The organism is Mycolicibacterium sichuanense, assembly GCF_033741125.1.
In the GTDB taxonomy this organism is placed as follows: Bacteria; Actinomycetota; Actinomycetes; order Mycobacteriales; family Mycobacteriaceae; genus Mycobacterium.
On sequence record NZ_JAWQPU010000001.1, the window covers coordinates 546,880 to 571,981 of the forward strand.

General features: G+C 69.9%; 25 protein-coding genes. 16 read left to right on the top strand and 9 right to left on the bottom strand.

The genetic code is table 11. The features are described 5' to 3' along the window. Positions 1 to 17: 17 nt before the first annotated feature. Complete coding sequence (locus SBI80_RS02640) at positions 18 to 437, bottom strand: succinate dehydrogenase hydrophobic membrane anchor subunit (RefSeq protein ID WP_318973650.1); 420 nt, start codon at positions 435 to 437, stop codon at positions 18 to 20. A gap of 80 nt (positions 438 to 517) precedes the next feature. Next, positions 518 to 943, bottom strand: coding sequence for a succinate dehydrogenase, cytochrome b556 subunit (gene sdhC / locus SBI80_RS02645; protein ID WP_318972868.1), 426 nt, complete (start codon positions 941 to 943; stop codon positions 518 to 520). 248 nt (positions 944 to 1,191) lie between these two features. On the opposite strand from sdhC, the gene SBI80_RS02650 reads away from it, so the two are divergent. Genes SBI80_RS02650 through SBI80_RS02660 form a run of 3 tightly spaced genes read left to right on the top strand, consistent with a single transcriptional unit; the run spans position 1,192 to position 4,012 of the window. After that, positions 1,192 to 1,605 carry a cytidine deaminase gene (locus SBI80_RS02650; RefSeq protein ID WP_318973651.1) on the top strand — a complete coding sequence of 138 codons (414 nt, stop codon included), beginning with the start codon at positions 1,192 to 1,194 and terminating at the stop codon, positions 1,603 to 1,605. Further along, positions 1,602 to 2,927, top strand: coding sequence for a thymidine phosphorylase (locus SBI80_RS02655; RefSeq protein ID WP_318972869.1), 1,326 nt, complete (start codon positions 1,602 to 1,604; stop codon positions 2,925 to 2,927). The genes SBI80_RS02650 and SBI80_RS02655 overlap by 4 nt, the downstream gene beginning before the upstream one ends. Continuing rightward, positions 2,924 to 4,012, top strand: a complete 1,089-nt coding sequence (locus tag SBI80_RS02660) for an adenosine deaminase (protein ID WP_318972870.1) — start codon at positions 2,924 to 2,926, stop codon at positions 4,010 to 4,012. The genes SBI80_RS02655 and SBI80_RS02660 overlap by 4 nt, the downstream gene beginning before the upstream one ends. Positions 4,013 to 4,078: 66 nt before the next feature. Here the strand turns inward: SBI80_RS02660 and SBI80_RS02665 are convergent, their stop codons facing one another. Continuing rightward, positions 4,079 to 5,581: a PucR family transcriptional regulator gene (locus SBI80_RS02665; protein ID WP_318972871.1), complete on the bottom strand. Its 1,503-nt coding sequence runs from the start codon at positions 5,579 to 5,581 to the stop codon at positions 4,079 to 4,081. A 141-nt stretch (positions 5,582 to 5,722) separates the two neighbouring features. On the opposite strand from SBI80_RS02665, the gene SBI80_RS02670 reads away from it, so the two are divergent. From SBI80_RS02670 to SBI80_RS02690, 5 genes are read left to right on the top strand one after another with little or no spacing between them, the layout of a single operon-like run. Further along, complete coding sequence (locus SBI80_RS02670; RefSeq protein ID WP_318972872.1) at positions 5,723 to 7,198, top strand: APC family permease; 1,476 nt, start codon at positions 5,723 to 5,725, stop codon at positions 7,196 to 7,198. Continuing rightward, complete coding sequence (locus SBI80_RS02675; protein ID WP_318972873.1) at positions 7,198 to 7,881, top strand: SDR family NAD(P)-dependent oxidoreductase; 684 nt, start codon at positions 7,198 to 7,200, stop codon at positions 7,879 to 7,881. The genes SBI80_RS02670 and SBI80_RS02675 overlap by 1 nt, the downstream gene beginning before the upstream one ends. After that, the gene (locus tag SBI80_RS02680; RefSeq protein ID WP_318972874.1) at positions 7,881 to 8,708 is read left to right on the top strand and encodes an SDR family NAD(P)-dependent oxidoreductase; all 828 of its coding nucleotides are present in this window, start codon (positions 7,881 to 7,883) and stop codon (positions 8,706 to 8,708) included. Before SBI80_RS02675 ends, SBI80_RS02680 begins: the two co-directional genes overlap by 1 nt. Beyond that, the gene (speB, locus tag SBI80_RS02685; protein ID WP_318972875.1) at positions 8,705 to 9,673 is read left to right on the top strand and encodes an agmatinase; all 969 of its coding nucleotides are present in this window, start codon (positions 8,705 to 8,707) and stop codon (positions 9,671 to 9,673) included. The genes SBI80_RS02680 and speB overlap by 4 nt, the downstream gene beginning before the upstream one ends. Next, positions 9,670 to 10,539, top strand: coding sequence for a polysaccharide deacetylase family protein (locus SBI80_RS02690; protein WP_318972876.1), 870 nt, complete (start codon positions 9,670 to 9,672; stop codon positions 10,537 to 10,539). The genes speB and SBI80_RS02690 overlap by 4 nt, the downstream gene beginning before the upstream one ends. Before the next feature lie 7 nt (positions 10,540 to 10,546). On the opposite strand, the gene satS is transcribed toward SBI80_RS02690, so the two are convergent. After that, positions 10,547 to 11,815: a protein export chaperone SatS gene (gene satS, locus SBI80_RS02695; protein WP_318972877.1), complete on the bottom strand. Its 1,269-nt coding sequence runs from the start codon at positions 11,813 to 11,815 to the stop codon at positions 10,547 to 10,549. 392 nt (positions 11,816 to 12,207) lie between these two features. On the opposite strand from satS, the gene SBI80_RS02700 reads away from it, so the two are divergent. The 3 genes from SBI80_RS02700 (at position 12,208) to SBI80_RS02710 (ending at position 15,096) form a co-directional block, all read left to right on the top strand. Continuing rightward, on the top strand, positions 12,208 to 13,302 hold the full coding sequence (locus tag SBI80_RS02700; RefSeq protein ID WP_318972878.1) for a GGDEF domain-containing protein: 1,095 nt from the start codon (positions 12,208 to 12,210) through the stop codon (positions 13,300 to 13,302). A gap of 63 nt (positions 13,303 to 13,365) precedes the next feature. Next, positions 13,366 to 14,409 carry a zinc-binding dehydrogenase gene (locus SBI80_RS02705; RefSeq protein WP_318972879.1) on the top strand — a complete coding sequence of 348 codons (1,044 nt, stop codon included), beginning with the start codon at positions 13,366 to 13,368 and terminating at the stop codon, positions 14,407 to 14,409. A 108-nt stretch (positions 14,410 to 14,517) separates the two neighbouring features. Further along, complete coding sequence (locus tag SBI80_RS02710) at positions 14,518 to 15,096, top strand: hypothetical protein (protein ID WP_318972880.1); 579 nt, start codon at positions 14,518 to 14,520, stop codon at positions 15,094 to 15,096. A gap of 4 nt (positions 15,097 to 15,100) precedes the next feature. On the opposite strand, the gene SBI80_RS02715 is transcribed toward SBI80_RS02710, so the two are convergent. Next, complete coding sequence (locus SBI80_RS02715; protein WP_318972881.1) at positions 15,101 to 16,180, bottom strand: C40 family peptidase; 1,080 nt, start codon at positions 16,178 to 16,180, stop codon at positions 15,101 to 15,103. A 2-nt stretch (positions 16,181 to 16,182) separates the two neighbouring features. Beyond that, complete coding sequence (locus SBI80_RS02720; protein ID WP_318972882.1) at positions 16,183 to 16,470, bottom strand: hypothetical protein; 288 nt, start codon at positions 16,468 to 16,470, stop codon at positions 16,183 to 16,185. 49 nt (positions 16,471 to 16,519) lie between these two features. Here SBI80_RS02720 and upp point away from each other — a divergent pair, with 49 nt between their 5' ends. Further along, the gene (gene upp / locus SBI80_RS02725; protein WP_318972883.1) at positions 16,520 to 17,143 is read left to right on the top strand and encodes a uracil phosphoribosyltransferase; all 624 of its coding nucleotides are present in this window, start codon (positions 16,520 to 16,522) and stop codon (positions 17,141 to 17,143) included. Here upp and SBI80_RS02730 read toward each other — a convergent pair. Beyond that, positions 17,125 to 18,702, bottom strand: coding sequence for a phospho-sugar mutase (locus SBI80_RS02730; protein WP_413232616.1), 1,578 nt, complete (start codon positions 18,700 to 18,702; stop codon positions 17,125 to 17,127). The two genes, upp and SBI80_RS02730, sit on opposite strands and share 19 nt — an antisense overlap. Positions 18,703 to 18,797: 95 nt before the next feature. Here SBI80_RS02730 and SBI80_RS02735 point away from each other — a divergent pair, with 95 nt between their 5' ends. Then, the gene (locus SBI80_RS02735; RefSeq protein WP_318973652.1) at positions 18,798 to 20,294 is read left to right on the top strand and encodes an HNH endonuclease signature motif containing protein; all 1,497 of its coding nucleotides are present in this window, start codon (positions 18,798 to 18,800) and stop codon (positions 20,292 to 20,294) included. Between the two features lie 12 nt (positions 20,295 to 20,306). Here the strand turns inward: SBI80_RS02735 and SBI80_RS02740 are convergent, their stop codons facing one another. After that, positions 20,307 to 20,753 (bottom strand): MarR family winged helix-turn-helix transcriptional regulator, encoded by a 447-nt coding sequence (locus SBI80_RS02740; RefSeq protein ID WP_318972884.1) that lies wholly within the window; start codon positions 20,751 to 20,753, stop codon positions 20,307 to 20,309. Positions 20,754 to 20,829: 76 nt separating this feature from the next. Between SBI80_RS02740 and SBI80_RS02745 the strand changes: the two genes are divergently transcribed. Continuing rightward, positions 20,830 to 21,930, top strand: coding sequence for an AbrB family protein (locus SBI80_RS02745; protein WP_318972885.1), 1,101 nt, complete (start codon positions 20,830 to 20,832; stop codon positions 21,928 to 21,930). Here SBI80_RS02745 and SBI80_RS02750 read toward each other — a convergent pair. After that, complete coding sequence (locus SBI80_RS02750) at positions 21,876 to 22,682, bottom strand: purine-nucleoside phosphorylase (RefSeq protein ID WP_318972886.1); 807 nt, start codon at positions 22,680 to 22,682, stop codon at positions 21,876 to 21,878. The two genes, SBI80_RS02745 and SBI80_RS02750, sit on opposite strands and share 55 nt — an antisense overlap. A 57-nt stretch (positions 22,683 to 22,739) precedes the next feature. Between SBI80_RS02750 and SBI80_RS02755 the strand changes: the two genes are divergently transcribed. Both SBI80_RS02755 and SBI80_RS02760 read left to right on the top strand, forming a co-directional pair. Next, positions 22,740 to 23,918 (top strand): M20 family metallopeptidase, encoded by a 1,179-nt coding sequence (locus SBI80_RS02755; RefSeq protein ID WP_318972887.1) that lies wholly within the window; start codon positions 22,740 to 22,742, stop codon positions 23,916 to 23,918. Then, positions 23,915 to 25,084: an amidohydrolase gene (locus tag SBI80_RS02760; RefSeq protein ID WP_318972888.1), complete on the top strand. Its 1,170-nt coding sequence runs from the start codon at positions 23,915 to 23,917 to the stop codon at positions 25,082 to 25,084. The genes SBI80_RS02755 and SBI80_RS02760 overlap by 4 nt, the downstream gene beginning before the upstream one ends. Positions 25,085 to 25,102: the final 18 nt, after the last annotated feature.

A 25,102-nucleotide genomic window follows, 5' to 3' on the forward strand; every position in this document is an offset into this window, starting at 1 on the left:
TCGGGTTCCTTTGACTCTCAGGAGATGTTGGCGTCGAAGGTCAGCAACACGTAGGTGCCGAGCACCAGCGTGAACAAGATCGACAGTGCGAGCAGGGTATTCAGCCAGAACTTCGTCGAATCCTTGCGGGCGTAGTCGGCGATGATCGTGCGCATGCCGTTGCCGCCGTGCAGCTGGGCCAGCCAGAGCAGCACCAGGTCCCAGGTCTGCCAGAACGGCGAGGCCCAGCGCTGCGCGACGTAGTTGAAGTCGATGCGGTAGACGCCGCCGTCCCAGATCAGGCCGATGAACAGGTGGCCAAGGGCCAGGACGACGAGCACGACCCCGGAGAAGCGCATGAACATCCAGGCGTACTTCTCGAAGTTCGGCGTCGCGCTGCGGCGGCGCGGCGCGCGCGGGTTGTCCAACCCGGCGGGCCGGTCGTGGCTGCGCTGCATCACGGGGGCCGGGCCGCCCCGCTCGCTGAGGTGGTCGTACGGGTTCTCGCCGCGCACGGCGCTCTGGCCCTCTGCGGCGCTCACAGGAAACGCTCCGCCATGTGCATGCCCATCACGCCGAGGGCGACGATGAACACCGAGATCCAGACGCCGAGCACGATCCACAACATCAGGCGCTGGTACTTCGGCCCCTGCTCCCAGAAGTCGATGAGGATGATGCGGATGCCGTTCAGCGCGTGATAGAGCACCGCGACGACCAGGCCCATCTCCATGAGGCCGATGATTGGCGTCTTGTAGGTGTCGATGATCTCGTTGTAGGCCTGCGGGCTGACCCGGACGAGTGCGGTGTCGAGCACGTGCACGAAGAGGAAGAAGAAGATCGTGGCGCCCGTGACGCGGTGCAGCACCCACGACCACATGCCTGGGTCGCCGCGGTAGAGGGTGCGACGACGCTGAGGCGACGTTCGCGGCGCGGGTATCGCGGAGCCTGCGGTTGTCTGCGTCATGTCCGAGTAATCACTTCCGTACCTCCAACGTCATCGGTGGACGCTTCACACACGTCGGTCGGAGCACCCTTGGCATGCGCTCTTACCTCGGGGCGACTCTAATCCCAATAGTCCTCCCGAAAGAACTAGCGTGGGTGTCGTGACGGCTCCGGTAGCGCGAAACTTAGGGTGGCCTAATCGACTATCGCCCTTGGCAATCGGTAGTTTCGGAATGGATTCAGAAACCGATCGACGGAGCTGACGTGACGATGAATGTGGATTGGAACCTGTTGCGTGACAAGGCAATAGAGGTTTCGCGACATGCCTACGCGCCGTACTCCCGGTTCCCGGTCGGAGCGGCTGCCGTCACGGCGGATGACCGAATAGTGACCGGTTGCAATGTGGAGAATGTCTCATATGGCTTGGGTCTCTGTGCCGAGTGCGCTGTGGTCTGCGCCCTGCATTCCACCGGGGGCGGCAAGCTCGTCGCGCTGGCATGCGTGGACGCCAATGGAACCCCGTTGATGCCCTGCGGGCGCTGCCGGCAGGTGCTGCTCGAGCACGGCGGACCCGACCTCCTGATCGACCATCCGGCCGGCCCGCGGCCGCTCGGGCAGCTGCTGCCGGACGCCTTCGGCCCCGAGGATCTGGACTCCGTTCGGGAGGGGGAGTCCGCGCGGTGACGTCCTTGTCGTTCGACGCGCCAACCGTCATCCGAACCAAACGCGACGGCGGGGTGCTCTCCGATGCCGCGATCGACTGGGTGATCGACGGCTACACCCGCGGGGTGGTGCACGACGAGCAGATGTCGGCGCTGCTGATGGCCATCTTCCTGCGCGGTATGACGCCGGACGAGATCGCCAGGTGGACCGCCGCGATGATCGACTCCGGGGACCGGTTCGACTTCGGTGACCTCCGACGCGACGGCAAGCCGCTTCGTCTGGTGGACAAGCACTCCACCGGTGGGGTCGGCGACAAGATCACCATTCCGCTGGTGCCGGTGGTGATGGCCTGCGGTGCTGCGGTGCCCCAGGCAGCCGGCCGCGGACTCGGCCATACCGGTGGCACGCTCGACAAGCTGGAGGCCATCTCGGGCTTCACCGCCGAGCTGTCCAAAGCCCAGATCCGCCAACAACTTCAGGACATCGGGGCCGCGGTCTTCGCCGCCGGCGACCTGGCACCCGCCGACCGCAAGATCTATGCCCTGCGCGACGTCACCGCCACCACCGAGTCGCTGCCGCTCATCGCGAGTTCGGTGATGAGCAAGAAGCTCGCCGAGGGTGCCGAAGGGCTGGTGCTCGACACCAAGGTGGGACGCGGTGCGTTCCTCACCTCCGAGGCCGAGGCCCGTGAGTTGGCCGCCACGATGGTGGCGCTTGGCAACGCCCACGGTGTCGAGACCAGGGCGCTGCTGACCGACATGGACCGGCCGCTCGGCCGGGCGGTCGGCAACGCCGTGGAGGTGGCCGAGTCCCTGGACGTGCTGGCCGGCGGTGGCCCGGCCGACGTCGTCGAGCTGACGCTGGCGCTGGCCCGCGAGATGCTCGACGTCGCCGGGATCGCCGACGTCGACCCGGCCCAGACGCTGCGGGACGGCACGGCGATGGACTGCTTCCGCGCTCTCGTCGCCGCCCAGGGCGGCGACCTGTCCAAGCCGTTGCCCGTCGGAGTGCACGCGGAGACGGTGACCGCATCGCGGGGTGGCACGATGGGCGACATCGACGCGATGGCGGTGGGATTGGCGGTCTGGCGGCTCGGTGCGGGTCGCTCGACTCCCGGTGGCGCGGTGCAGTTCGGCGCGGGGTTGCACATCCATCGGCGCCCCGGTGAACCCGTCGCGGCGGGCGAGCCGCTGTTCACCCTCTACACCGACACCCCAGAGCGTTTCGCCGGGGCGATGGCCGAGCTCGACGGCGGCTGGAGCGTCGGCGACGAGGCGCCGTCGACCCGCCCCTTGATCATCGACCGGATCACGCAACCGCAGACGAGGAGCGACCAGACATGACGACCCCGTTGACGCTGGAGAACATCCAGCGGGCGCCCAAGGCCCTCCTGCACGACCACCTCGACGGTGGGCTGCGGCCGTCGACGGTCGTCGACCTGGCGGATCGGTTCGGCTACGACGGGCTGCCCACCACCGACGTCGACGAGCTCGCCACCTTCTTCCGCACCGCCGCGCACAGCGGGTCGCTGGTGCGCTACCTCGAACCGTTCGCGCACACCGTCGGCGTCATGCAGACCCCGGAGGCCCTGCACCGGGTCGCGCTCGAATGCGTGGAGGATCTCGCGGCCGACTCGGTGGTCTATGCCGAGATCCGGTTCGCCCCCGAGCTGCACATCGACGGCGGCCTGTCGCTGGACGCCGTCGTCGAGGCGGTGCTGGCCGGCTTCGCCGACGGTGAGAAGGCCGCGGCGGCCGAGGGCCGGACGATCACCGTGCGGTGCCTGGTCACCGCGATGCGCCACGCCGCCCGCTCGCGTGAGATCGCCGAGCTGGCCATCAGGTTCCGCGACCGCGGCGTGGTGGGTTTCGACATCGCCGGCGCCGAGGCGGGTTACCCGCCAACGCGTCACCTGGATGCCTTCGAGTACATGCGGAACAACAACGCGCGCTTCACCATTCACGCCGGTGAGGCGTTCGGACTGCCCTCCATTCAGGAGGCGATCGCGTTTTGCGGGGCCGACCGGCTGGGTCACGGTGTCCGCATCGTCGACGACATCACCGTCCACGACGACCACGACGCCACCCTCGGCAGGTTGGCGGCGATCCTGCGGGACAAGCGCATTCCGCTCGAACTGTGCCCGAGCAGCAACGTGCAGACCGGTGCCGTCGCGAGCATCGCCGAACACCCCTTCGCGCTGCTGGCCCGGCTGCGGTTCCGGGTGACGGTGAACACCGACAACCGGTTGATGAGTGACACCACGATGAGCCAGGAGATGCTGCGGCTCGTCGAGGCGTTCGGGTACGGCTGGAGCGACCTCGAGCGGTTCACCATCAACGCCATGAAGTCGTCGTTCATCCCGTTCAACGAGCGGCTGGCGCTCATCGACGACGTGATCAAGCCGCGGTACGCCGTCCTCGTCGGCTAGCGCCCACCCTCGGCGATGTGGGCGCGCAAACCGTCGCCCGGCGAACGGAAGCGCCTAGCGGGGAGGTCAGGCGGCCGGACTGAGCAGGTCCCTGGCGCGCAACGCCAACCAGAACTCCGCGATGGTCGCGGTGTCGGTGATCCGCCGGCCGGTGATCTCCTCGACGCGTTGGATCCGGTAGACCACCGTCTGCCGGTGCACGCCGAGCGCCGCCGCGGTTTGCACCCACGACCGCTCGCACCGCAGGTAGGCATCCAGCGTGTGGACCATCTCACCGCTGCGCGCGGTGTCATAGGCGATGAGCGCGCCGAGGACGCGGTCCACCACCACCTGGGCCTCCTCGGTGTCGCGCAGGACCGACAGCATCGTGACGTCGCCGTAGCGGGCCGTGCGATCGGGTGTGCTGTCGGCGGCGCGCATCGCCCACGTCGCCTCCCGGACGGCGGTGGGCCCGCGCCGCGGGTGGGCGAGGGGATCGCTGACCCCGATGGCCGCAGCCGCTCCGACGCGATGACGCAGGGCGGTGAGCGGACCGTCACCGGCCGGAACCAGCGCATACAGCACCGACCCCCGGCGCAGCAGCAGATGCGGGACCTGACGACGGCCGAGGCTGACGTGCAGGTGCCGCTCGGCGCTCTGCGAGCTACCCGAGATGGCGATCAGCGAACAGCCGGCGGGGCGCAGCCCCCGTTCGACCAGCACGCGGGGAGATTCGGCGCCAGTGAGGCGCCCGTCGCAGAGCGAGGCGAGCACCTCGGCGCCGATCCGGCGGTCGTGCTCGCGGCGCACGTTCTGCTGAGCCAGCAGCACCGCCATGGCCGACGCCAGGTGCTGCAGCTGCACGACGTCCGGCGGGGTGGCCCGAAACCCGTACGCCACCAACACCGTCGGCTCCTCGTCGGGGACCTCGACCACCAGCGCGCGCTCGTCACCGGTGGAGACGTGCAGCACGCCGGGAATCGCCCCGCGCCGTCCCGCGATCTCGTCGGTCAGCGCCAGCCGCAGGGCGTCGGGCACCCGATCCGAGGAATCCAGCGCGACCTCACCGGTCGCGGCGTCCAGAACCGCCAGCCGGCAGGCCGCGTCGCGGCCGAGCTGGCCGAGCACGTTGACCGCGCCGCGCTGGGTCACCGACTGGCGGATCACCTGATAGACCCGCTCGGTCACCGCGATGCGCCGGCTGTCACCGCTCTCGGCGCCACCCGCGACCGCCCGCCCGATGGCGGCGAAGCCGACCGAGTACGGCACCAGCAGAACCGGGAAGCCGAGCTCGTCGGCCAGCGCCACGGCTGCCGGGGTGAGCTCGGGAGTGGCGGCGTCCAGGCCGATGACGACGCCGCAGATCCCCTTCTCGGCGAGACCGCGGATGAATGCGGTCTGGCCGGCGGCGGACGGCGGCAGCGTGCGCCCGTTCTTCATGAGCAGCTCCCCGCCGGCCAGCCACGACCACGGCTCCTCCAGATCGGAGGTTTGTGCCCACGACACCGGGCGGTCCAGTCCGATCGCCCCGGCCCGCACTTCCAGGCGCAGGTGAGGGATGTCGACGAGATCGGCAAGGCGGTGCGTCACACGACCTCCTCGGACGGCATCATCGGGTTACGCCGAACCTAGACGATCGTACGGACATCAGCCAAGACTTCAGACGATCGCGGTCTTCTGTTTTGGGCCGAAGCGGTACAGGGTCGCTGCAACCCGTCACGAGGAGAACCGATGACAGAGCACCACCCCGGCACTACGGTGTCGCCGACCGAGTCGCCCTCGAGGTTGAGTCGCGGCTTCAGCTTTCGTTCGGCATTGGCGCTGGCGTTCGCCGACGTGTCACCCATCGCCGCGGTGTACGCGATCTTCACCCTCGGCCTGTTCGCCGCCGGGCCGAAGTTCTTCTGGGCGTTCCCCGTCGTGCTGATCGGCCAGCTGCTCGTCGCGGGTGTCTTCGGGGAGCTGGCGTCGCGGTGGCCGTACGCGGGCAGCGTCTACCAGTGGTCCCGGCACGTGCGCGGCACCACGTCGGGCTGGGCCGCCGCATGGGCCTACATGTGGGGGCTGACGATCGCGCTCGGCACCCTCTCCTACGCCGCCAGCGGATTCCTGCTGCAGATCTTCGGCGTCGTCGAGCCCACCCGGTGGGTGACGGCCGGCGTGGCGATCGGCATCATCGCGCTTGGCACGCTGGTGAACGTGGTCGGCCGGCAGGTCCTCAAGGTGATGGTGATCGCCAGCATCACCTGCGAGGTGATCGGCTCGGTCGGCCTCGGCATCGTGCTTCTGGTGTTCTACCGCGAGAACCCGTTCTCGGCGCTGTTCTCCAACGCCGGTCTTCCCGACGCCGCGACCTGGACGTCGGGTCCGATGCTGCTGGCCGTCGCCTTCGTCGGCTGGTCCTTCCTCGGGTTCGAGGCCGCGGGCTCGGTCGCCGAGGAGGTCGACGACCCGGAGCGCAACGTGCCGAGGGCGATCATCTTCGGTCTGCTTCTGGTCGGACTGGTGGTGATGTTCTCCAGTGCCGCACTAATTCTCGCGATCCCGAACCTCGATCAGGTGGTGGCGAACCAGTCCGGTGACGTGGTGGCGGAGACGCTGACCGCGCACCTCGGCGCCGGCGTGACCAAGCCGCTGCTGGCGATGTTCGTCATCGGCTTCATCTCCAGCTTCCTGGCCGTCCAGGCGGCCGTCTCGCGGTGCATCTGGGGCGCCGCCCGCGACCGCAGCCTGCCCGGCTCCAAGGTGCTGGGCCGGCTCGCCGGCCCGGAACGGTTGCCCGTCAACGCCATTGCGCTCACTGCGGTCGTCGCCATCGTGTTCATCCTGCTGGCCGGTTCGCAGTTCTACAACATCCTGGTCAACTTCAACATCATCGGCTTCTACATCGCGTTCGGCGTGCCCGTGATCGGTGCGGCCATCGCGCGGCTGACCGGAAAGTGGAAGCCAGGCCCGTTCAACCTCGGCCGGTGGGGTGCCCCGGTCACCTACCTCGCGTCGCTGTGGATCATCTTCGAGACCGTCAACGTTGCATGGCCGCGGACCCAGCCCGGGCAGCCGTGGTTCATCAACTGGGCCAGCGTGCTCACCACGGCGGTGCTCGCCGTCGTCGGCATCGCCATCTACCTGACCGTGCGGCGCAACATCTCGGCACCGGTCGGGGAGCGGTTCGCCCTCGAGGCTGACGCCGCGGCGTCTGGAACGTGATGTCGCCCAACGCAATCGTCACCGGATCGGCGTCGGGCATCGGGGCTGCCGTCGCGCAGGCGCTGCGGGTGAGCGGCTGGACGGTCAGGGGCATCGACCTGTCCGACGCCGCCGACCACGTCGCCGACGTGTCGGATCCCGTCGCGGTGCGCGCCGCGGTCGAGGCCATCCGCGCGGACGTCGGCGAGATCGACGGCCTGGTCTCGGCGGCGGGACACTACGAGATGACGCCCGTGTCGGAGATCTCCGCGGCCGCGCTGCATCGCATGCTCCGGGTGCACCTCGGCGGGTTGCGCAATACCGCGCGGGCGGTGCTGCCGGCGATGCTGGTCCGCGGCTCCGGTGCGATCGTCGCGGTGACCTCCGAGCTCGCGATCGGCGGTGGCGACGGTGACGCACACTATGCGGCGGCCAAGGGGGCGGTCATCGGTCTGGTGCGCAGCCTGGCCGCCGAGGTGGCCGGCCGTGGGGTCAGGATCAACGCCGTCGCGCCGGGGCCGACGGACACGCCGCTGCTGGCGGCCGACTCTCCCTGGCGGGCACCGGAATACCTGGCAACCCTGCCCAACCGACGACTTACCCGACCGGACGAGGTGGCCCGCGTGGTGCAGTTCCTGCTCGACGCCGATGCCGCGTTCTGCACCGGCGAGATCGTCTCACCCAACGGCGGGGCGGTGATCTGATGGCGGAGCAGCCATTGCGCGGTCGGCTCGCCCTGGTCACGGGGGCCGCCCAGGGCATCGGCGCGGCGATCGCCCGCCGGCTGGCGGCCGACGGCGCCGACGTCGGGGTGAACGACCTCGTCGACGGCGCGGCCCTGGCCGAGGTGGTCGCGGCGACCGGAGGATTCTCCGTGATCGGCGACATGACGGACCCCGGTTTCGCACAGCTGATCGACGACATCGAACGAAATCGCCGACCCGTCGACGTCCTGGTGTGCAACGCGGCCTACATGACGATGGCGCCGTTCAGCACCGACGAGCGCTTGCGCGAGGAGCCGTTGGGCACCGACGAGCGCTTGCGCGAGGAGCAGCAGGACGACGACGAGGACGACTGGTGGCGGGTCGTCGACACCAACCTGGCCGGCACCCTCGCAGTCATCCAGGCGGTGCTGCCGGGCATGCGACGCGCCGGGGGAGGCAACATCGTGGTGATCGCCTCGGAGTGGGGCGTCATCGGATGGCCCGGCGCCAGCGCCTATTCCGCGTCCAAGGCCGGGTTGATCTCGCTTACCAAGACCCTGGGCCGGGAACTGGCCAGGGAGGGCATCACCGTCAACGCCGTCGCGCCGGGGGTGATCGACACCCCGCAACTCCTGGTCGACGCCGACGCCGCAGGCGTGCCACTGGCCGACATGCACGCCAGCTACGCCGCCGACATCCCGGTCGGCCGCATCGGCCGACCGGAGGAAATCGCCAGTGCGGTGGCACTTCTCGCACGCCGTGACGTCGGCGCGCTGGTCGGGCAGACACTACAGATCAACGGAGGATCCACGCGGTGCCGGGTATGAACGACGACACGGGTGCCGGCCACGGCATCACGGGCCAGGCCGACGGTCAGGCGATTCCGCGGTATGCGGGGTTGACCACCTTCGCGCGGCTTCCGCGCCGAGAGGACGTGCCCCGGTACGACGTGGCCGTCGTCGGCATCCCTTTCGACTCCGGCGTCACCTACCGGCCGGGTGCCCGTTTCGGTCCGTCGCACATCCGGCAGGCCTCGCGGCTGCTGCGACCGTACAATCCCGAACTGAGGGTGTCCCCGTTCGCCAACCAGCAGGTGGTAGACGCCGGCGACATGGTGGCCAACCCCTTCGACATCGCGGCTGCGGTTGCCGAGATCGACGAGCAGGCAACCGAACTCATTTCCACCGGGGCTCGGTTGGTGACCCTCGGCGGTGACCACACCATCGCCTATCCGCTGCTGCGCGCCCACCACCGCCGATACGGTCCGGTGGCGCTGCTGCACTTCGACGCTCACCTCGACACGTGGGACACCTACTTCGAGGCGCCGGTCACCCACGGCACGCCGTTCCGCCGCGCCGCCGAGGAGGGCCTGTTCGTGCCCGGCCACAGCGCCCACGTCGGCATCCGCGGATCACTCTACGATCCAGGCGATCTGATCGACGACGCCGGATTCGGCTTCACCGTCGTGCACTGCACGGAGTTCGAGCGGCGCACCACCGACGACGTGGTGGACCAGCTGCGCGCCACGATCGGCGACCGCCCGTTGTACGTCTCGATCGACATCGACGTCCTCGACCCGGCCCACGCGCCCGCCACCGGCACCCCCGAGGCGGGCGGCATGACCAGCCGCGAACTGCTGGCCATCCTGCGCGGGCTGGTCGGCTGCGACCTGGTCGGCGCGGACGTCGTCGAGGTGTCACCCGCCTACGACCACGCCGAGATCACCGGCGTCGCGGCGGCTAACGTTGCCTACGAACTGATCTCACTGCTCGCCAGGAGGACCGCCTCGTGACCGTCCCCGCCGTCCCCGTCCCATGGCCGGGTGCCGCGCGGGCGGCCGCGTCGTTCAGCTTCGACGTCGACGCGGAGTCGGCGATGCTGGCCGTCGACCACGCGCACGCCAACCGCATGTCGGCCATCAGCCACCAGGCCTACGGCCCGCTGGTCGGAGTTCCCCGCCTGCTGAAGCTGCTCGCCAGGCACGACGTCACCTCCACGTTCTTCGTGCCCGGGTACACGGCGCTGCGCTACCCAGACGTGGTCCGCAGCATCGTGGCCGAGGGACACGAGATCGCCCACCACGGCTACCTGCACGAGGCGATGGCCGGGTTGTCCGCCGAGCAGGAGGCCACGATCCTCGACCGGGGCAGCGACGCGCTGGAGCGAGTGACCGGCGTCCGGCCCGTCGGGTACCGAGCACCGATGTGGGAGTTGAACTGGCATTCCCCGAAACTGTTGCACGACAGGGGTTTTCTGTACGACAGCTCGCTGATGGATGCCGACCATCCCTACGAGCTCGCCGTCGGGGGCGATTCCCTGGTCGAGATTCCGATCCAGTGGGCCCTCGACGACTGGGAGCAGTACTGCTTCGTGCCCGACTTCTCGGGCACCGGGTTGATCGAGAGCCCGGTGAAGGTGGCCGAGATGTGGCGCCTGGAGTTCGACGGCTTACGCGACGCCGGGGGGTGCTTCGTGCTGACCAATCACCCGTTCCTGTCGGGGCGCCCGTCGCGCGCCGCGGCGCTCGAGGGCCTGATCGAGTACGTCCGTTCCCACGACGACGTCTGGGTGGCGCCGCTGGGCGCCATCGCCGAGCACGTTCGCGGACTTGGCCTGACGCCGCGCTCGGTGCAGCGCCCCGATCCAGCCGACTTCTAGGAGCTGGTCACTCCTCGCGGAGGCGGGACTCCACGAATGCCTCGACCTTCTCCCACTGGGCGACGGCCTTGGCGTACGGCGGGGCGGGCTTGGCGACCTTCTCGGGTGCCAGCACGTGGGCGATGAACTGCCCGAGCGGTTGATCCTCGGCCAGGGCTTCCTCGACGGTCGCGTCCTCGGCGTAGTCGGCGACGTCGCGGATCAGCTCGACGGCGAGGTCGAGCTGGTCGACGTCGATCGCCTCGGGTCCGTCGGCGATGTCGTCGGACAGGGTGCGCAGGACGTAGACGTTGTCGTCGGTCACCCGGATCTGCAGGGAGCCGTCGGTGGCGGCGGTCTTGATGTCGTCGAAGGTGGCGAGGTCCGACAGATCGCTCTCGTGCTCGTCGGCGAGGTAGCGCGCCAGCGCCCGCTCGGAACCGAAGACGCTGATCCGGCCGTTGCGGCCGAGGAAGATCGGCTGGTCCTCCAGGTAGCAGCGCAGGGTGTAGAACGTGCCACCCCGGGTCAACAGCCGGATCGGGTCGATGCCGACGTGCACCCAGAAGTCCTCGTCGCTGCCCAGCACCTGCTCGGTGGCCTGGGCGGCCAGCACGGCCTCTTCGTCGTCGGTGTCGACCTCACCCTCGATCACCGCTTCGTCGTCGGCCTCGGTTTCGTCCTCGACCGGCTCCGGGGCGGGTTCGGCCAGCTCCGCGGTGGCCTTCTCGGACTCGGCGGGGTCCACTTCGGGGGTGGTGACGATCTCGTCGATCGCGTCGACGACACCGTCCCAGCCGCGCGCGATGACCCCTTCGATCTCGGCCCAGCGCTTGCGTCCGGTGCGGCCCTCGAAGGCCTCCAGCCCGCCGCCGAGGGAACCCAGGACGGGGTTGCCGTTGAAGAATCTGGACACCACCGGCAGGTCGCACACCGAACCGATGGCCTGGACCACGGCCAGTGCCCGCAGCAGCGTGCCGACCGACTCCTCCGTCGGCTTCTCGGCCGCCAGCTCGGGCACGCCGATCAGATCGTGCTGCTGGTCCTCGCTCGGATCCAGCCGATGCGCCGACGATTCGGTCAGCGCCTGCCACGCGGGGTGGTCGGTGAGGTCGTTGTCGGAATTGGTCCGGACGAACGCCACCAGGTCCGCCGCCGACTCGAAGCCGTAGAGATCGTCGTCCTTGCCGAGGAACGCTTGCCACTCGTCATCGGCGTCCCGCCACGACGGAGCCCACAGTGTGTACAGATCGCCCTTGGTGAGCCCGAGCCGTACCGGCACGATGTCAGCAGCCATGCGGCACAGCCTAACGACGCCTATGGGGCAGCTTGCTGTCAGGCGGTTGGGCGTTCGATCCCGTCGGGTGCCCCTCGGCTGCGCGGGTTGTGAGGGTCCCGGTCGGGGTGGGGGTGCACGCTAGCCCATCGAGCGCGTAGGTGGTCGCACAGTTAAGTCACATCGAACTCCCATGTGCACCAGCATGCGGTTACAGCCATTACTACTGAAGATGCTGGTGGTGCCACTCTGGCAGCTGTTACTGACGTTAACCTAGGTAATCAGGTGGTAGTAACGATTAACTCGACGACTACTGGCAACTCATCGCTACACTGGAGTGAGAATTTACGGGGGTGTCAGGCAAATACTCGGGTGCGTGCGCCCGGTGACGGATGGGTCGGGGTGGGTCGTTGGTGAAGCGCATTCAGTCGTGGTGGGCGCAGCCCGACCACTTCGCGTGGTTCGGTTCGTACCTGCAGCTTCGGGGCATGACCGGGATGACCCGGGTGGTCCTCGTGGCGATGACGGGATCGTCGGCGCTGCTTCCGCTCGGCCTGCTGCTGAGCGACGAGCACTCGGGCGGCCTGGTGCGCGTCGCGCTGGCGGTTCTCTCGATCGCCGGCGGCGCCACCTGCTCGCTGATGTGGATCCTGCGCTGGCCCACGAAGTCCGAGTCGGTTGCCTTCGCGGTCCTGGCCTCCACCAGCATCGCGGCGGCTGCGCTGGCCCAAGGCGATCCGATGATCGCACTGCTGATCTGCACCGCGTTCGTCATGGTGTCGGCCTATGTAGCGATCTTCCACACGGCCGCCATGATGGTCGCCCACACCGTCGTCGTGGTCCTCGTCTCCGCCATCCCCGCCGCCGCGCTGGCCGCGAACGACGGATGGGTGCGGGCGGTGAGCCTCTACGGCCTGGTCGTGGTCGTCAACGTCGCGGTGCCGTTCGGCATCCAGATCCTCACCCACGCCCTCGGAGTCGATCTGGTGGAGGCCGATCGGGATCCCCTGACGGGTCTGCTCAACCGGCGGGCGTTCTACGAACGCACCTGCCAACTCGTCGCGACCTACGGGGGGACGGATTCGCACGTCGTGGTGGCGATGGTCGATCTCGATCGATTCAAGCTGCTCAACGACACCCAGGGGCATGCCGCGGGGGACCGGGCCCTGATCGCGGTCGCGCAGGCCCTGCGCGAACGCACTCATCCCGACGCCGTCGTCGGCCGCGCGGGTGGTGAGGAGTTCCTCATCGCCGACGTCTTCGTCGACCCCCGGTCCGTTCTCCTGGGAGCCCGGTTGTGCGACGGGGTGGCCGAGCTGCCGTATGCCATCACCGCCAGCGTCGGCACTGCCAGCGCGCGCTGCGACCAGGTCCTCGACGGCGATGATCCGAACCAGGTGCTCGCCGAACTGGTCGCAGCCGCCGACGCCGCCATGTACGACGCGAAGCGCAACGGCGGCAACCAGTCCCGGCAGCGGTTGGCCCCGCTCGGCGAGTTCTCGCGCTGATCCGCGCCCGCCCACGACGGAGTTGGTGTCGTCGGCGCCCTCCATCTGCGGGACGATGGCACGGTGCGCGCGGTGATGTTCGACGAGTTCGGTGGTCCGGTCGAGGTGCGGTCGGTTCCCGATCCGGTGCCCTCGGTCGCCGGCGTGGTGGTTCGGGTCGACGCCACCGGATTGTGCCGCAGCGATTGGCACGCCTGGGCGGGACACGACCAGGACGTCGCCCTTCCGCACGTCCCCGGCCACGAGCTCGTCGGCGAGGTGGTCGCGGTCGGCGCGGACGTGCGGCGCTGGGCCGTCGGTGACCGCGTCACCACCCCCTTCGTCTGTGGGTGCGGCACCTGCGAATGGTGCCTCGGTGGTCAAGCGCAGGTGTGCCCCCGCCAGACTCAGCCCGGGTTCACCCACTGGGGTTCCTTCGCCGAGTTCGTGGCCCTGCACGCCGCGGACACCAACCTGGTCGCGGTGCCGGAGACCATTGGTGATGCCGCCGCCGCGGGGCTCGGGTGTCGATTCGCGACCGCCTACCGCGCGCTGCACGCCAGGGCCGAGGTCACTGCCGGCGAGTGGGTCACGGTCGTCGGCGCAGGCGGGGTGGGCCTGAGTGCCGTCCAGATCGCCGTGGCCGCCGGGGCGATGGTCGTTGCGGTCGACCGCACGCCAGCCGCCTTGGACCTGGCCAGGCAGCTGGGTGCCACGCACACCGTGCTCGCCGATGGCGGCGACGTCGCCGCCCGGGTGCACGACCTCACCGGCGGCGGCAGCCACGTCGCGGTCGACGCGGTCGGGTCGCCGAGCACGTGCGCAGACGCCATCGGCAGCCTGCGCCGCCGGGGACGTCACGTCCAGGTGGGTCTGCTGCCGAGCGTCGGCGGCCGCCCCGCGGTACCCATGGATCGTGTGATCGCCTGGGAGCTCGACGTTCTGGGTAGTCACGGCATGGCCAGGATGGACTATCCCGCGATGCTGCGTCTCGTCGCGGACGGCACCCTGCGGCCGCAGGACCTGGTCGAGCGCGTGGTGGGGCTGGCCGAGGGCGCGCGCCTGCTGCCCGGGGTCGACACCGCCTCCCCGGCGGGCGTCACCCTGATCGACCCGCGGTCGAACTAGGGCCGTCCCGAGGGAGGACGTCGTGACCTTCTGCCCTGTGATCGGACCCGACGGCACAGGATCATTCGGAGGTCGACCGCATGCCGGTCCCGTCCGGAAGGTGTTCTCGTGGGGTTCCTCAAGCTGGTCGTGTCCTTCGCGCCATGGATCGCGTTCCTGATCATCGCCAGGGATTCCATGATCCGCGTGGAGATCGGTTTGGTCACCGCACTCGTCCTCACCGTCGCCATGGCCGTGCTGCGTCTTCAACGCGGCGTCGTCATGTGGGTCGGTCTGGCGTTCTTCATCGGTGCCACGATCGCGGTCCTGGGGTTTCATGACCATTGGGTCCTACGACGTCTCGGGGTGCTGGCCAACGGTGCCCTTGCGATCGGGGCGTGGACCACCCTGCTGGTCGGACGGCCGTTCACCCTCGAGTACGCCCGAGAGCACACCGATCCCTCGAAGTGGCGGGATCCGGTGTTCGTGCGCACCAACGAGATGCTGACCGTCCTGTGGGCGTCGGCATTCACCGTCAACACGGTGTTGGCCTGGTTGACGATGAAGCACCTCCTGCTGCCCCAGTGGGCGTGCCAGACGCTGAGTTACGCGGTCCTGCTTGGTGCGGCCGCGTTCACGTCCTGGTATCCCGTACACCTCAGGGGACGGGCCGTCGCGGCGCAGGCCGGCACGTCCGATCGGCCGTGAGGCATCAAGCCGTCGGCCGCCAGAAGCCCTCAAAACCCTGGCCGGCGTTGGTGGTTCGAATCGGCGACAACTGGACGGGGTCGCCCGCCTCGACCATCAGCCCATTGCCGACCACCATCGCGACGTGGCCGTCCCAGACCGCAAGATCGCCGGGACGCAGTGCAGCGCGGTCGACCGCAGCGCCGACGTCTTGCTCCTGAGCCAGTCGCGGAAGATCCAGTCCCGCTTCGTGATACGCCCACTGGGTGAGACCGCTGCAGTCCAGCCCGACCCCCGGTGTGGTGCCGCCCCAGTCATAGGGCACGCCGAGCTGCGTCAACGCGTGCCTAACTGCGCTCGCAGCAGTCGCATTCGGGGCGCTGGCCGTGCTGCCGTCGGGCAGGCGCACCTCCACGCCGCTGCCGAACACGCCGGGATCGGCGGGCGGTCGCGGACCTCGGTTGGCCGTCGCCGCACCGGCGGGGTGCTCGGCCGTCGCGCCGGTGGACCGCGAGGCACGTACGGCCGACCCCAGGCCGGTCGCGGATCCGAGCCCGCCGCCCAGCGCGCCGAGGCCTGGCAGCGCCCCCATCGGTGTCGTGGGCGTCACGGGCGGTGTGGCGGCTGCCGGCTCGGCGACGGCGGCCCGGTGCCCATCCAGCTCGGCCACGAGCTCGTCGATGACGGCGTGCGCCTGGGCCAACGAGCGGCGGCCCTCCTCGATCAGGGCGTCCACGGTTCCCGGTTCGTCGAGCTCGGACTCCAGCGCGGCGGCACGGGCTTCGAAGTCGTCGACGATCGCCTGCAATCGCTGCCGCGCTCGAGCCACCGAAGCCGCCGCCTGAGTCGTGACGGCTCCGAGGCGGTCGGCGCTCGTGGCCAGCGACTCGACGGCGGTGACGGTCACGCGGCTGAACTCGGCGGCAGCATCCGCGGCGTCGCCATCCCACTGCGTGCCCTGCCACGACCGCCCAGTGCTGGCGGCGACGTCGGACAGCGTGCTGCCGATCATCGTCAACGCCACCGCATCCGGCGTGCCCGTGCCCAACTTCTCCTGCACCGCGCGCAGGGGCGCCGCCAGCCCGGCGACCAATGCGCTGGCCACCGTCAGTCCTGGATCGGCGAGATGGCCCGGCCGTCCGCGATCCGGTAGGCGTCGGCAGTCGCGTCCGCGGTTGCCCTGGCTGCGGTGAGACGTTCGGCGAGCTGCGCCGCGAGGGCGGCGTCCCGTGTGAGTGCCTCGTTCAGGGCGGTCAGGAAGTCTGCCCCGACCGCGCCGAAGGCGTCGGGGGCGACGGTCGCGGCGGTCAGGTCTGCCGCGACGGCGCCGAGTACGTCGGCCTGACCTAGCTGGGCCACACCGAACGCGTGGATGTGGGAGGTATCGGCGATCATGCCGTTATGACGTCGGCCGACTCGGTTCGGTTCCACTAGGGTTCGCCGCATGGACGTCCGCGTTGTCGATCATCCCCTCGCCGCCGCCCGGCTGACCACGCTGCGCGACGCGCGCACCGACAACGCCGGCTTCCGCGCAGCCCTCTGCGACCTCGCGCTGATGCTGGTCTATGAGGCCATGCGCGACGCCAAGTCGACGTCGGTACCCATCCGCACGCCGTTGGCGGACACCACCGGCTCGCACCTGACCTCGCCGCCGCTGCTGGTGCCGGTACTGCGGGCGGGCCTCGGCATGGTCGAGAAGGCGCATCAGCTGATCCCCGAGGCGAAGGTCGGCTTCGTCGGGGTCGCCCGCGACGAGGAGACCACCCTGCCGACGCCGTATCTCGAGTCGCTACCGGATGACCTGAGCGCCACCCCGGTCATGGTGCTCGACCCGATGCTGGCCACCGGCGGGTCGATGGCGCATACCCTTGGCCTGCTGTACGCCCGCAAGGCCGTCGAGGTGACCGCGGTCTGCGTAGTGTGTGCGCCGGAAGGCATTGCGGCACTTGAGAAGGCGGCACCGGACCTGACGCTGTGGACCGCGGCCATCGACGACGGTCTCAACGACGTCTCCTACATCGTGCCCGGTCTCGGCGACGCCGGGGACCGTCAGTTCGGTCCGCGCTGAAGCAGGCCGGTGACGTCGGCTCGCAGCTGGTCGAGCCGGACCGCCGCGTCCAGACGGGCGGCAGTCACGTCGTCGCGAGGTGGGAGACGAATCTCCAAGTATGCCTTGACCTTCGGCTCGGTTCCCGATGGCCGGACGGCCACCCGCACCGAATCTCCTTGGTAGACGAGCGCATCAGTGCGGTGGTGGCCGGGATCGTCCAGCAGGTCGGCGGCCCCGATCGACTCACCGCCGAGGTGCGTCGGCCGCGTTGCGCGCAGGCGGCCCATCAGGTCCGCATCGGCAGGCGCCGACAGGGCCGAGGTCGCGTGCACGCCGTGCCGGCGCGCCAGGGCGTCGAGCGCGTCGGTCGGGGTGCGGCCCTCGTCGCGCAGCACCGACATCAGATCGCAGGCCAGGATGGCGGCACTGATGCCGTCCTTGTCCCGCACGGCCGATGGGTCGACGCAGTGGCCGATCGCCTCCTCGTAGGCGTAGACCAGCGTGCTGCCTGGCAGGTCGGCGTCCGCACGGGCCAGCCACTTGAACCCCGTGAGGGTCTCGACGTGCTGAGCACCGTGGCCGGCCGCGATCGAGGCGAGCATTCGCGAGGAGACCAGCGTGCTGGCCACCACGCTGCGGGCCATGACGTCGCCCGGCTCGGTCTGGGACAGGATGTAATCGCCCAATAGCCAACCGGTTTCGTCACCGGAGAGCATTCGCCAGCCCGACGTCGTCGGAATGCCGACCGCGCACCTGTCGGCGTCGGGATCCAGTGCGATCGCCACGTCCGCGTCCACCTCGGCGGCGAGTCGAAGAAGCAGATCCGTCGCACCCGGCTCCTCCGGGTTGGGGAACGCGACGGTGGGAAAGTCCCCGTCCGGAGCGAACTGCTCGGCGACGGTGTGGACGTCGGTCAGGCCGGCCTCGTGCAGGGCACGGACGGCCGGCTCTCCGCCGACACCGTGCATCGGGGTCAACGCCACGCGCACCGAGCCCGTCGCCCGGCGCACTTCAGCGGCGCGCCGCACGTAGTCCACGATCAGCTCGGTGCCGGTCGGATCCACACTCGAGCGCTCGACGCGGGTCGGTGCGATCGCCATCGCCGCCTCGATCTCGCGGTCGGCCGGCGGGACGATCTGCATGCCGCCGTCGAGGAACACCTTGTAGCCGTTGTCATTGGGGGGATTGTGCGACGCGGTGATCTGCACCCCGGCCACGGCACCCCGGCGACGCACCGCGAACGCCACCACCGGCGTTGGGGCGGGATCCGGCAACAACAGCACGGAGAACCCTGCGCCGGCGAGCACCTCGGCGGTGGCCAGCGCGAAGTCGTCGGAGCGGTGGCGCGCATCGCGGCCCACCACTACGGTCGAGCCGCCAAGGCCTCGGTCCTGGAGCACCCTGGCCACGGCCCACGTCGCCGTGGTCACGGTCTCGACGTTCATCCCGCCGGGGCCCGGACGCATCGGGCCGCGCAGGCCGGCCGTGCCGAAGGTGAGGGGCGGCTCGCCGGGTGCGGTCATGGGCCCATTGTGTCTGGCGTCGTGTCCGGCGTGTCGACGTGGGTTGGGAGTCAACGACTTTCGGTGAGACTTTCTTCGAGATTCCTCATGAAACACGTCGCTGATTCCTCATACTTCGAACATACGTTCGAGATGTGACGTTCACGGCCATGCGGGAGGCGCTGACCGCGCTGCGCGCCGCGTACGACGCACTGGCCGGCTGCGACGTCGACGGGCTCACCTGCCCGGAATTGCTCGAGGTTCTCGACGAGGTGCAGACCCTGAGCTGTCAGTTGCCGAGTCAGAACCACCGCCTCCTGGCGCGGCTGCGGATTGAGGCGACGGCCAGGGACCTGGGCGCCAAGTCCTGGCGTGACGTGGCGATGATCCGCTGGCGGCTGTCCTCCGAGGAGGCGAACCGTCGCCTGGCCGAGAGCGACCTGCTGGGTCCGCGACGCACCGTCACCGGCGAACCGCTGCCCCCGGTGCTGGAGGCGACTGCAACCGCGCAGCAGCTGGGGTTCGTCACCCCCGAGCACGTCACCGTGATCCGCCTCGCCACGAGGCGCCTGCCCGGCTGGGTCGACGGCGAAACCCGGGCGAGGATCGAGTGCGACTGGGTGCGCCACGCCGTCGGGTCGGGCCCCAAGGAGCTGACGGACCAGGTGAACCGGACGTTGTTCCTGCTCGACCAGGACGGGCCCATGCCCGACGACGCCGAACGCGCCCGCCGCCGCGGCGTGTCGGTCGCCAAGCAGCAGCCGACCGGCATGACCGAGTTGAAGGCCGCACTCACCCCGCAGGCGTGGGCGGTGTGGGAGGTACTCTTCGCCCGATACGCCGCCCCCGGGATGTGCAACCCCGCCAACGAGAACCCCTGCACCACGGGCATCCCGACCCAGGCTCAGATCGACGCCGACACCCGCACCCTGGAGCAACGCCGCCACGACGCGCTGGAGTTCATCGGACGCGCCGCCCTGGACAAGGGCGAATTGGGTCAGCTCAACGGGCTGCCGACCTCGATCATCGTGCGAACCACGCTTGCGGAACTTCGCGCGCAAGCCGGTATCTGTGTCACCGGCGGGGGCGCCCTGATCCCCGTTGTCGACGTGCTGAAGATGGCCGCCCGGGTCGACACGACCAACTACCTGGCCGTGTTCGACGACGCCACCGGGTCCGCCCTCGACCTGTTCCGGGCCCGACGCACCGCGTCCGTGGCCCAACGCCTGACGCTGATCGCCCGCGACGGCGGCTGCACCAAGCCCGGCTGCACGGTGCCCGCCTATGGTGCTCAGGTCCACCACGCCGCCAAGGATTGGACCGCCGGGGGTGACACCAACGTCGACGATCTTGCGCTGGCGTGCGGCCCCGACAACCGGGCGGTGGGACCCGGGGGCTGGACCACTCGCTTCGGTCAGCACCATGACGTCGAATGGCTTCCGCCACCCCACCTCGACAGCGGACAGAAACGCACCAACGACTACCACCACCCCGAAAGGCTGCGCCTACCAAGCGAAGACGCCTGGCAGTCCGCCAAGCCCGGCGTGGGCCCGGACTTTCGCGCCGGCGGTGTGGCCACCCCGCCCGGAGGGTCGGTGACCGTCTCCGATGAGCACGCCGATGGCCAGCCCGGCGGTCCGGCTCCGCCGAGCAGCACGGCGGCTTGAGCCCCCTGGCGTTCAGGCCCCGCGTGAACGCTCATCGCCGTCGGCGAGCTTGCGCAGCACCGGGGCCACCAGCATCAGCAGGTTGAACTCCAGCTCGGTCAACGTGTCGCGCATCGCGGCATTCAGCCATTCGTCGCGCTCGGCGCGGTCGGCCTCGAGCAACGCCATGCCGGCGTCGGTCACCTCGACGAGTTGGCGGCGTCGATCGTGGGCATCGGTGCGCCGGGCCACCAAGCCCTGGGACTCCAGATGGTTGATGCCGTCGGTCAGCGACTGCACCCGAACGTGCATCCGGGTGGCCAGCTCGGCGGGCGTGGTGACACCGGCCCGGCTGACCTCGCCGAGGATCTGCTGCTGACCGAGGGTGAGGCCGTTGTCGCTGCGGTGCCGGCGAAGTTGCCGGGTCAGCGCCATGATCGACTCCCGCAGCTCCGTCGCATTGGCTGTGTTCGACTGCATTACCAAGTTATACCTTGGTATTTCCATAACTATCGCCAGGTTGAGATCTTTCTTTGACAAGCGCATACTTGTAGACATGTGGAAATGGGTACTGCTGGCGGTCATCACGATCGCGGTGACCGTGCCCCTGAACCTCATCGGTGTGCCGTCCGCAGCCCTGTTCGCCGCCTTGATCGTCGGCATCGTGCTGGCCCTGCTGTCACTCGCGCCGGCCGGCGTGCCCCGCCGGGCAGGGATCGCCGCCCAGGGCGTGCTCGGCGTCTACATCGGCACCATGGTCCACCGGGACGCACTGACGGCGCTCGGCTCGGACTGGCCCATCGTCGTCGCGGTGGCCCTGTCGACGCTGGTGCTCAGCATCGGCGCGGGCGCCCTGTTGGGTCTGCACCGCGACATCAGCCCGCTCACCGGGTCTCTGGCACTGGTCGCCGGTGGCGCATCGGGTCTGGTCGCGATAGCCCGGGAGCTGGGTGGCGACGATCGGGTGGTCGCGGTGGTGCAGTACCTGCGGGTCGCGCTGATCACCGCCTCGATGCCGATCGTCGTGACGCTGGTCTTCCATGCCGAGAAGAGCGGTCCGTCGGCCGCTCCGGTGCAAACCGGTTCCGCCCCTTGGTATCTGAGCCTGGCCATGCTGGTCGTGATCGTCCTCGTCGGGGCCACCGCCGGTCGGTTGGCCCGCTTGCCCGGCGCCGGGCTGCTCGGCCCGATGGCCGTTACCATCGCACTGGAGCTGACCGGGACGTCATTCGGGCTCGAGGTGCCGATGGTGCTGGTGCAGCTCGGGTACGCCGTGATCGGCTGGCAGGCCGGGGTGGCGTTCACCCGGGAGTCCATGCGGGCCATCGGTCGCGCGTTGCCGACCGCGCTGGGCCTGATCGTGGTACTCAACCTGGCCTGCGCGGGGCTGGGCATCCTGCTGGCCGACGTCACCGGCATCAGCCCGCTGGAGGGATACCTGTCCACCAGTCCCGGCGGCATCTACGCCGTGCTGGCCACGGCCGTCGAGACCGGTGCCAACGTCACCTTCGTCGTCGCCGCGCAGGTGGTGCGCGTCCTGCTGATGCTGTTCGCCGCGCCGATGATCTCCCGCGGCCTCGCCGCGCTGTCGCAGCGGTCCGCCTACAGGCGCGCCAGCACCTCGGACAGCAGGGAACCCATCCGCGTCGCCGACTGACGTCCCGCCTCCAGCACCTCGAGGTGGCTGAGCGGCTCGCCCGTCATGCCCGCCGCCAGGTTGGTCACCAGCGATACCGCCAGCACCTCCGCACCGGCAGCTCTGGCTGCGATCGTCTCGTGCACCGTGGACATCCCCACCAGGTCCGCGCCCAGCGTGCGCAGCATCCGGATCTCGGCCGGCGTCTCGTAGTGCGGCCCGGGCAGCCCCGCGTAGACGCCCTCTGCCAGCGACGGGTCGACCTCGCGGGCCAGCTCCCGCAGGCGCGGCGAGTAGGCGTCGACCAGGTCGACGAACTTGGCACCCACCAGTGGTGAGCGGGCCGTCAGGTTGAGGTGATCGCTGATCAGCACGGGCTGCCCGACGGTGAAGTCCGCGCGAAGCCCGCCCGCGGCGTTGGTCAGCACGACGGTGCGGGCCCCCGCCGCACATGCGGTCCGGACGGGATGCACCACGTGGCGCAGCTCGTGCCCCTCGTAGGCGTGAATCCGGCCCAGCAGCACCAGGATTCGCTTGTCTCCGACCGGCACCGCCAGCAACGTTCCGCCATGCCCGGCGGCGGTCGGGGGAGTGAAGCCGGGCACGTCGGCCATGGCGACCACCGCGCTCGGCTCACCCAGTTCGGCTGCCGCGGGCGCCCACCCCGACCCGAGCACGACGGCGACGTCGAACGCGTCGATCCCGGTACGCGCCCTGAGCTGGTCGGCGGCCGCTTCGGCGGTGGCTTGCGGGTCGGTCGGCGTACTGGTCACAGCGAGGCAGCCTAGCGCTCGCGCGAGAAGGGAATTGGTCGGTGAGATACTTCTCCGATGCCCACCGACACAGCCGCGGCGACCGTCGAGGACGTCGTCCAGCGACGTCGTGGCGACCTCGTCGAGCTCTCGCACTCGATCCACGCCGAACCCGAACTGGCGTTCGCCGAACACCGCAGCTGCGCCAAGACCCAGGCGCTGGTGGCCGAGCGCGGCTTTCGGATCACTGCGGCGCCCGGGGGGCTGGACACCGCATTCCGGGCCGACTTCGGCAGCGGCTCACTGGTCATCGGCATCTGCGCCGAGTACGACGCGCTACCGGGCATCGGCCACGCCTGCGGCCACAACATCATCGCGGCCTCCGCGGTCGGGACGGCGCTGGCCCTGGCCGAGGTCGCCGAGGAGCTGGACCTGACGGTCGTGTTGCTCGGCACTCCCGCCGAGGAGTCCGGCGGTGGCAAGGCGGTGCTGCTGGAGGCGGGCGCGTTCGACGACCTCGCTGCGACGGTGATGCTGCACGCCGGCCCGATCGACATCGCGCGGGCCCGGTCGCTGGCGCTGTCGCAGGTCGCCGTCGAGTACACCGGTCGCGAGGCCCACGCGGCCGTCGCACCGTATCTCGGGCTGAACGCCGCCGACGCGATCACGGTGTCCCAGGTCGCGATCGGGCTGCTGCGCCAGCAGCTGGCGCCCGGTCAGATGGTGCACGGCATCGTCACCGACGGCGGACAGGCCACCAACGTCATCCCCGCCCGTACCGAGATGCACTACACGATGCGCGCCAACGACGCCGGGTCGCTCAGCGAGCTGGAGAGCCGGATGGCGGACTGCTTCCTGGCCGGCGCGGTGGCCACCGGCTGCGGCCACCAGGTGCGTGCGACGGAGCCGTCCTACCTGGAGCTGACACCCGACACCTGGCTAGCCGAAGTGTTCCGTGCCGAGATGGTGCGCGTCGGCCGGACACCCGTCGCCGCCGAGTTCGAGGCCGCCATGCCCCTGGGCAGCACCGACATGGGCAACGTCACCCAGCTGATGCCGGGCATTCACCCTATCGTCGGCATCGACGCCGAGGGGGCGTCCATCCACCAACCGGCCTTCGCCGCGGCGGCGGCCGGACCCAGCGCCGACAAGGCCGTGATCGAAGGAGCCGTGATGCTGGCCCGCACCGTCGTCCAGTTGGCCGAGACGCCCACCGAGCGCGACCGGGTGCTGGCAGCGAAGGCGGCGCGCAGGTGAGCATCGCCGAATACACCGAAGCCTGGCTGGCCGCCCACTACGACGAGCTGGTGGCCTGGCGGCGGCACATCCACCAGCACCCCGAACTGGGGCGCCAGGAGTTCGAGACCACGCAGTTCGTCGCATCGCGGCTGGCCGATGCCGGGCTCAATCCGAAGGTGCTGCCCAGCGGTACCGGGCTGACGTGCGACTTCGGCCCCGAACACGCGCCGCGGGTGGCGCTGCGCGCCGACATGGACGCCCTGCCAATGGCCGAGCGGACCGATGCGCCGTACTCGTCGCTGGTGCCGGGCGTCGCGCACGCCTGCGGGCACGACGGGCACACGTCGATCCTGCTCGGCGCGGGCTTGGCGTTGGCCTCGGTGCCGGAGCTGCCGGTCGGCGTGCGGCTGCTGTTCCAGCCCGCCGAGGAGCTGATGCCGGGCGGCGCCATCGACGCGATCGCCGCCGGGGCGCTGGCCGGGGTCTCGCGGATCTTCGCGCTGCACTGCGATCCCCGGCTGGAGGTCGGCAGGGTCGCCATCCGGCCGGGGCCCATCACCTCGGCTGCCGATCAGGTCGAGATCACCCTGCACTCACCGGGCGGGCACACCTCACGGCCGCATCTGACCGGCGACCTGGTCTACGCGCTGGGCATGCTGATCACCGGTCTGCCCGGCGTGCTTTCGCGGCGCGTCGACCCGCGCAACAACACCGTGATGGTGTGGGGTGCGGTGAACGCCGGCGTCGCGGCCAACGCCATCCCCCAGGCGGGCACCATCGCGGGCACCATCCGCACCGCCAGCCGCGAGGCCTGGGTCGCGATGGAGGACCTGGTCGGCGAGATCGTCGCGTCGATCCTGGCGCCGCTGCAGGTGGAGTTCGGCGTGCACTACCGCCGGGGTGTGCCGCCGGTGGTCAACGAGGAGATCTCGACGCGGATCTTCACCCACGCGATCGAGGCCATCGGGCCCGACGTGCTGACCGACACCAAGCAGTCCGGTGGCGGCGAGGACTTCTCCTGGTATCTGGAGGACGTCCCCGGCGCGATGGCGCGCCTGGGCGTGTGGCCTGGGCACGGGCCGCAGCTGGACCTGCACCAGCCGACGTTCGACCTCGACGAGCGGGCACTCGGCGTCGGCGTGCGGGTCTTCACCAACATCGTCGAGCAGTCCGCCGGCTTCTAGCGGTCGAGTCTGCGCCGA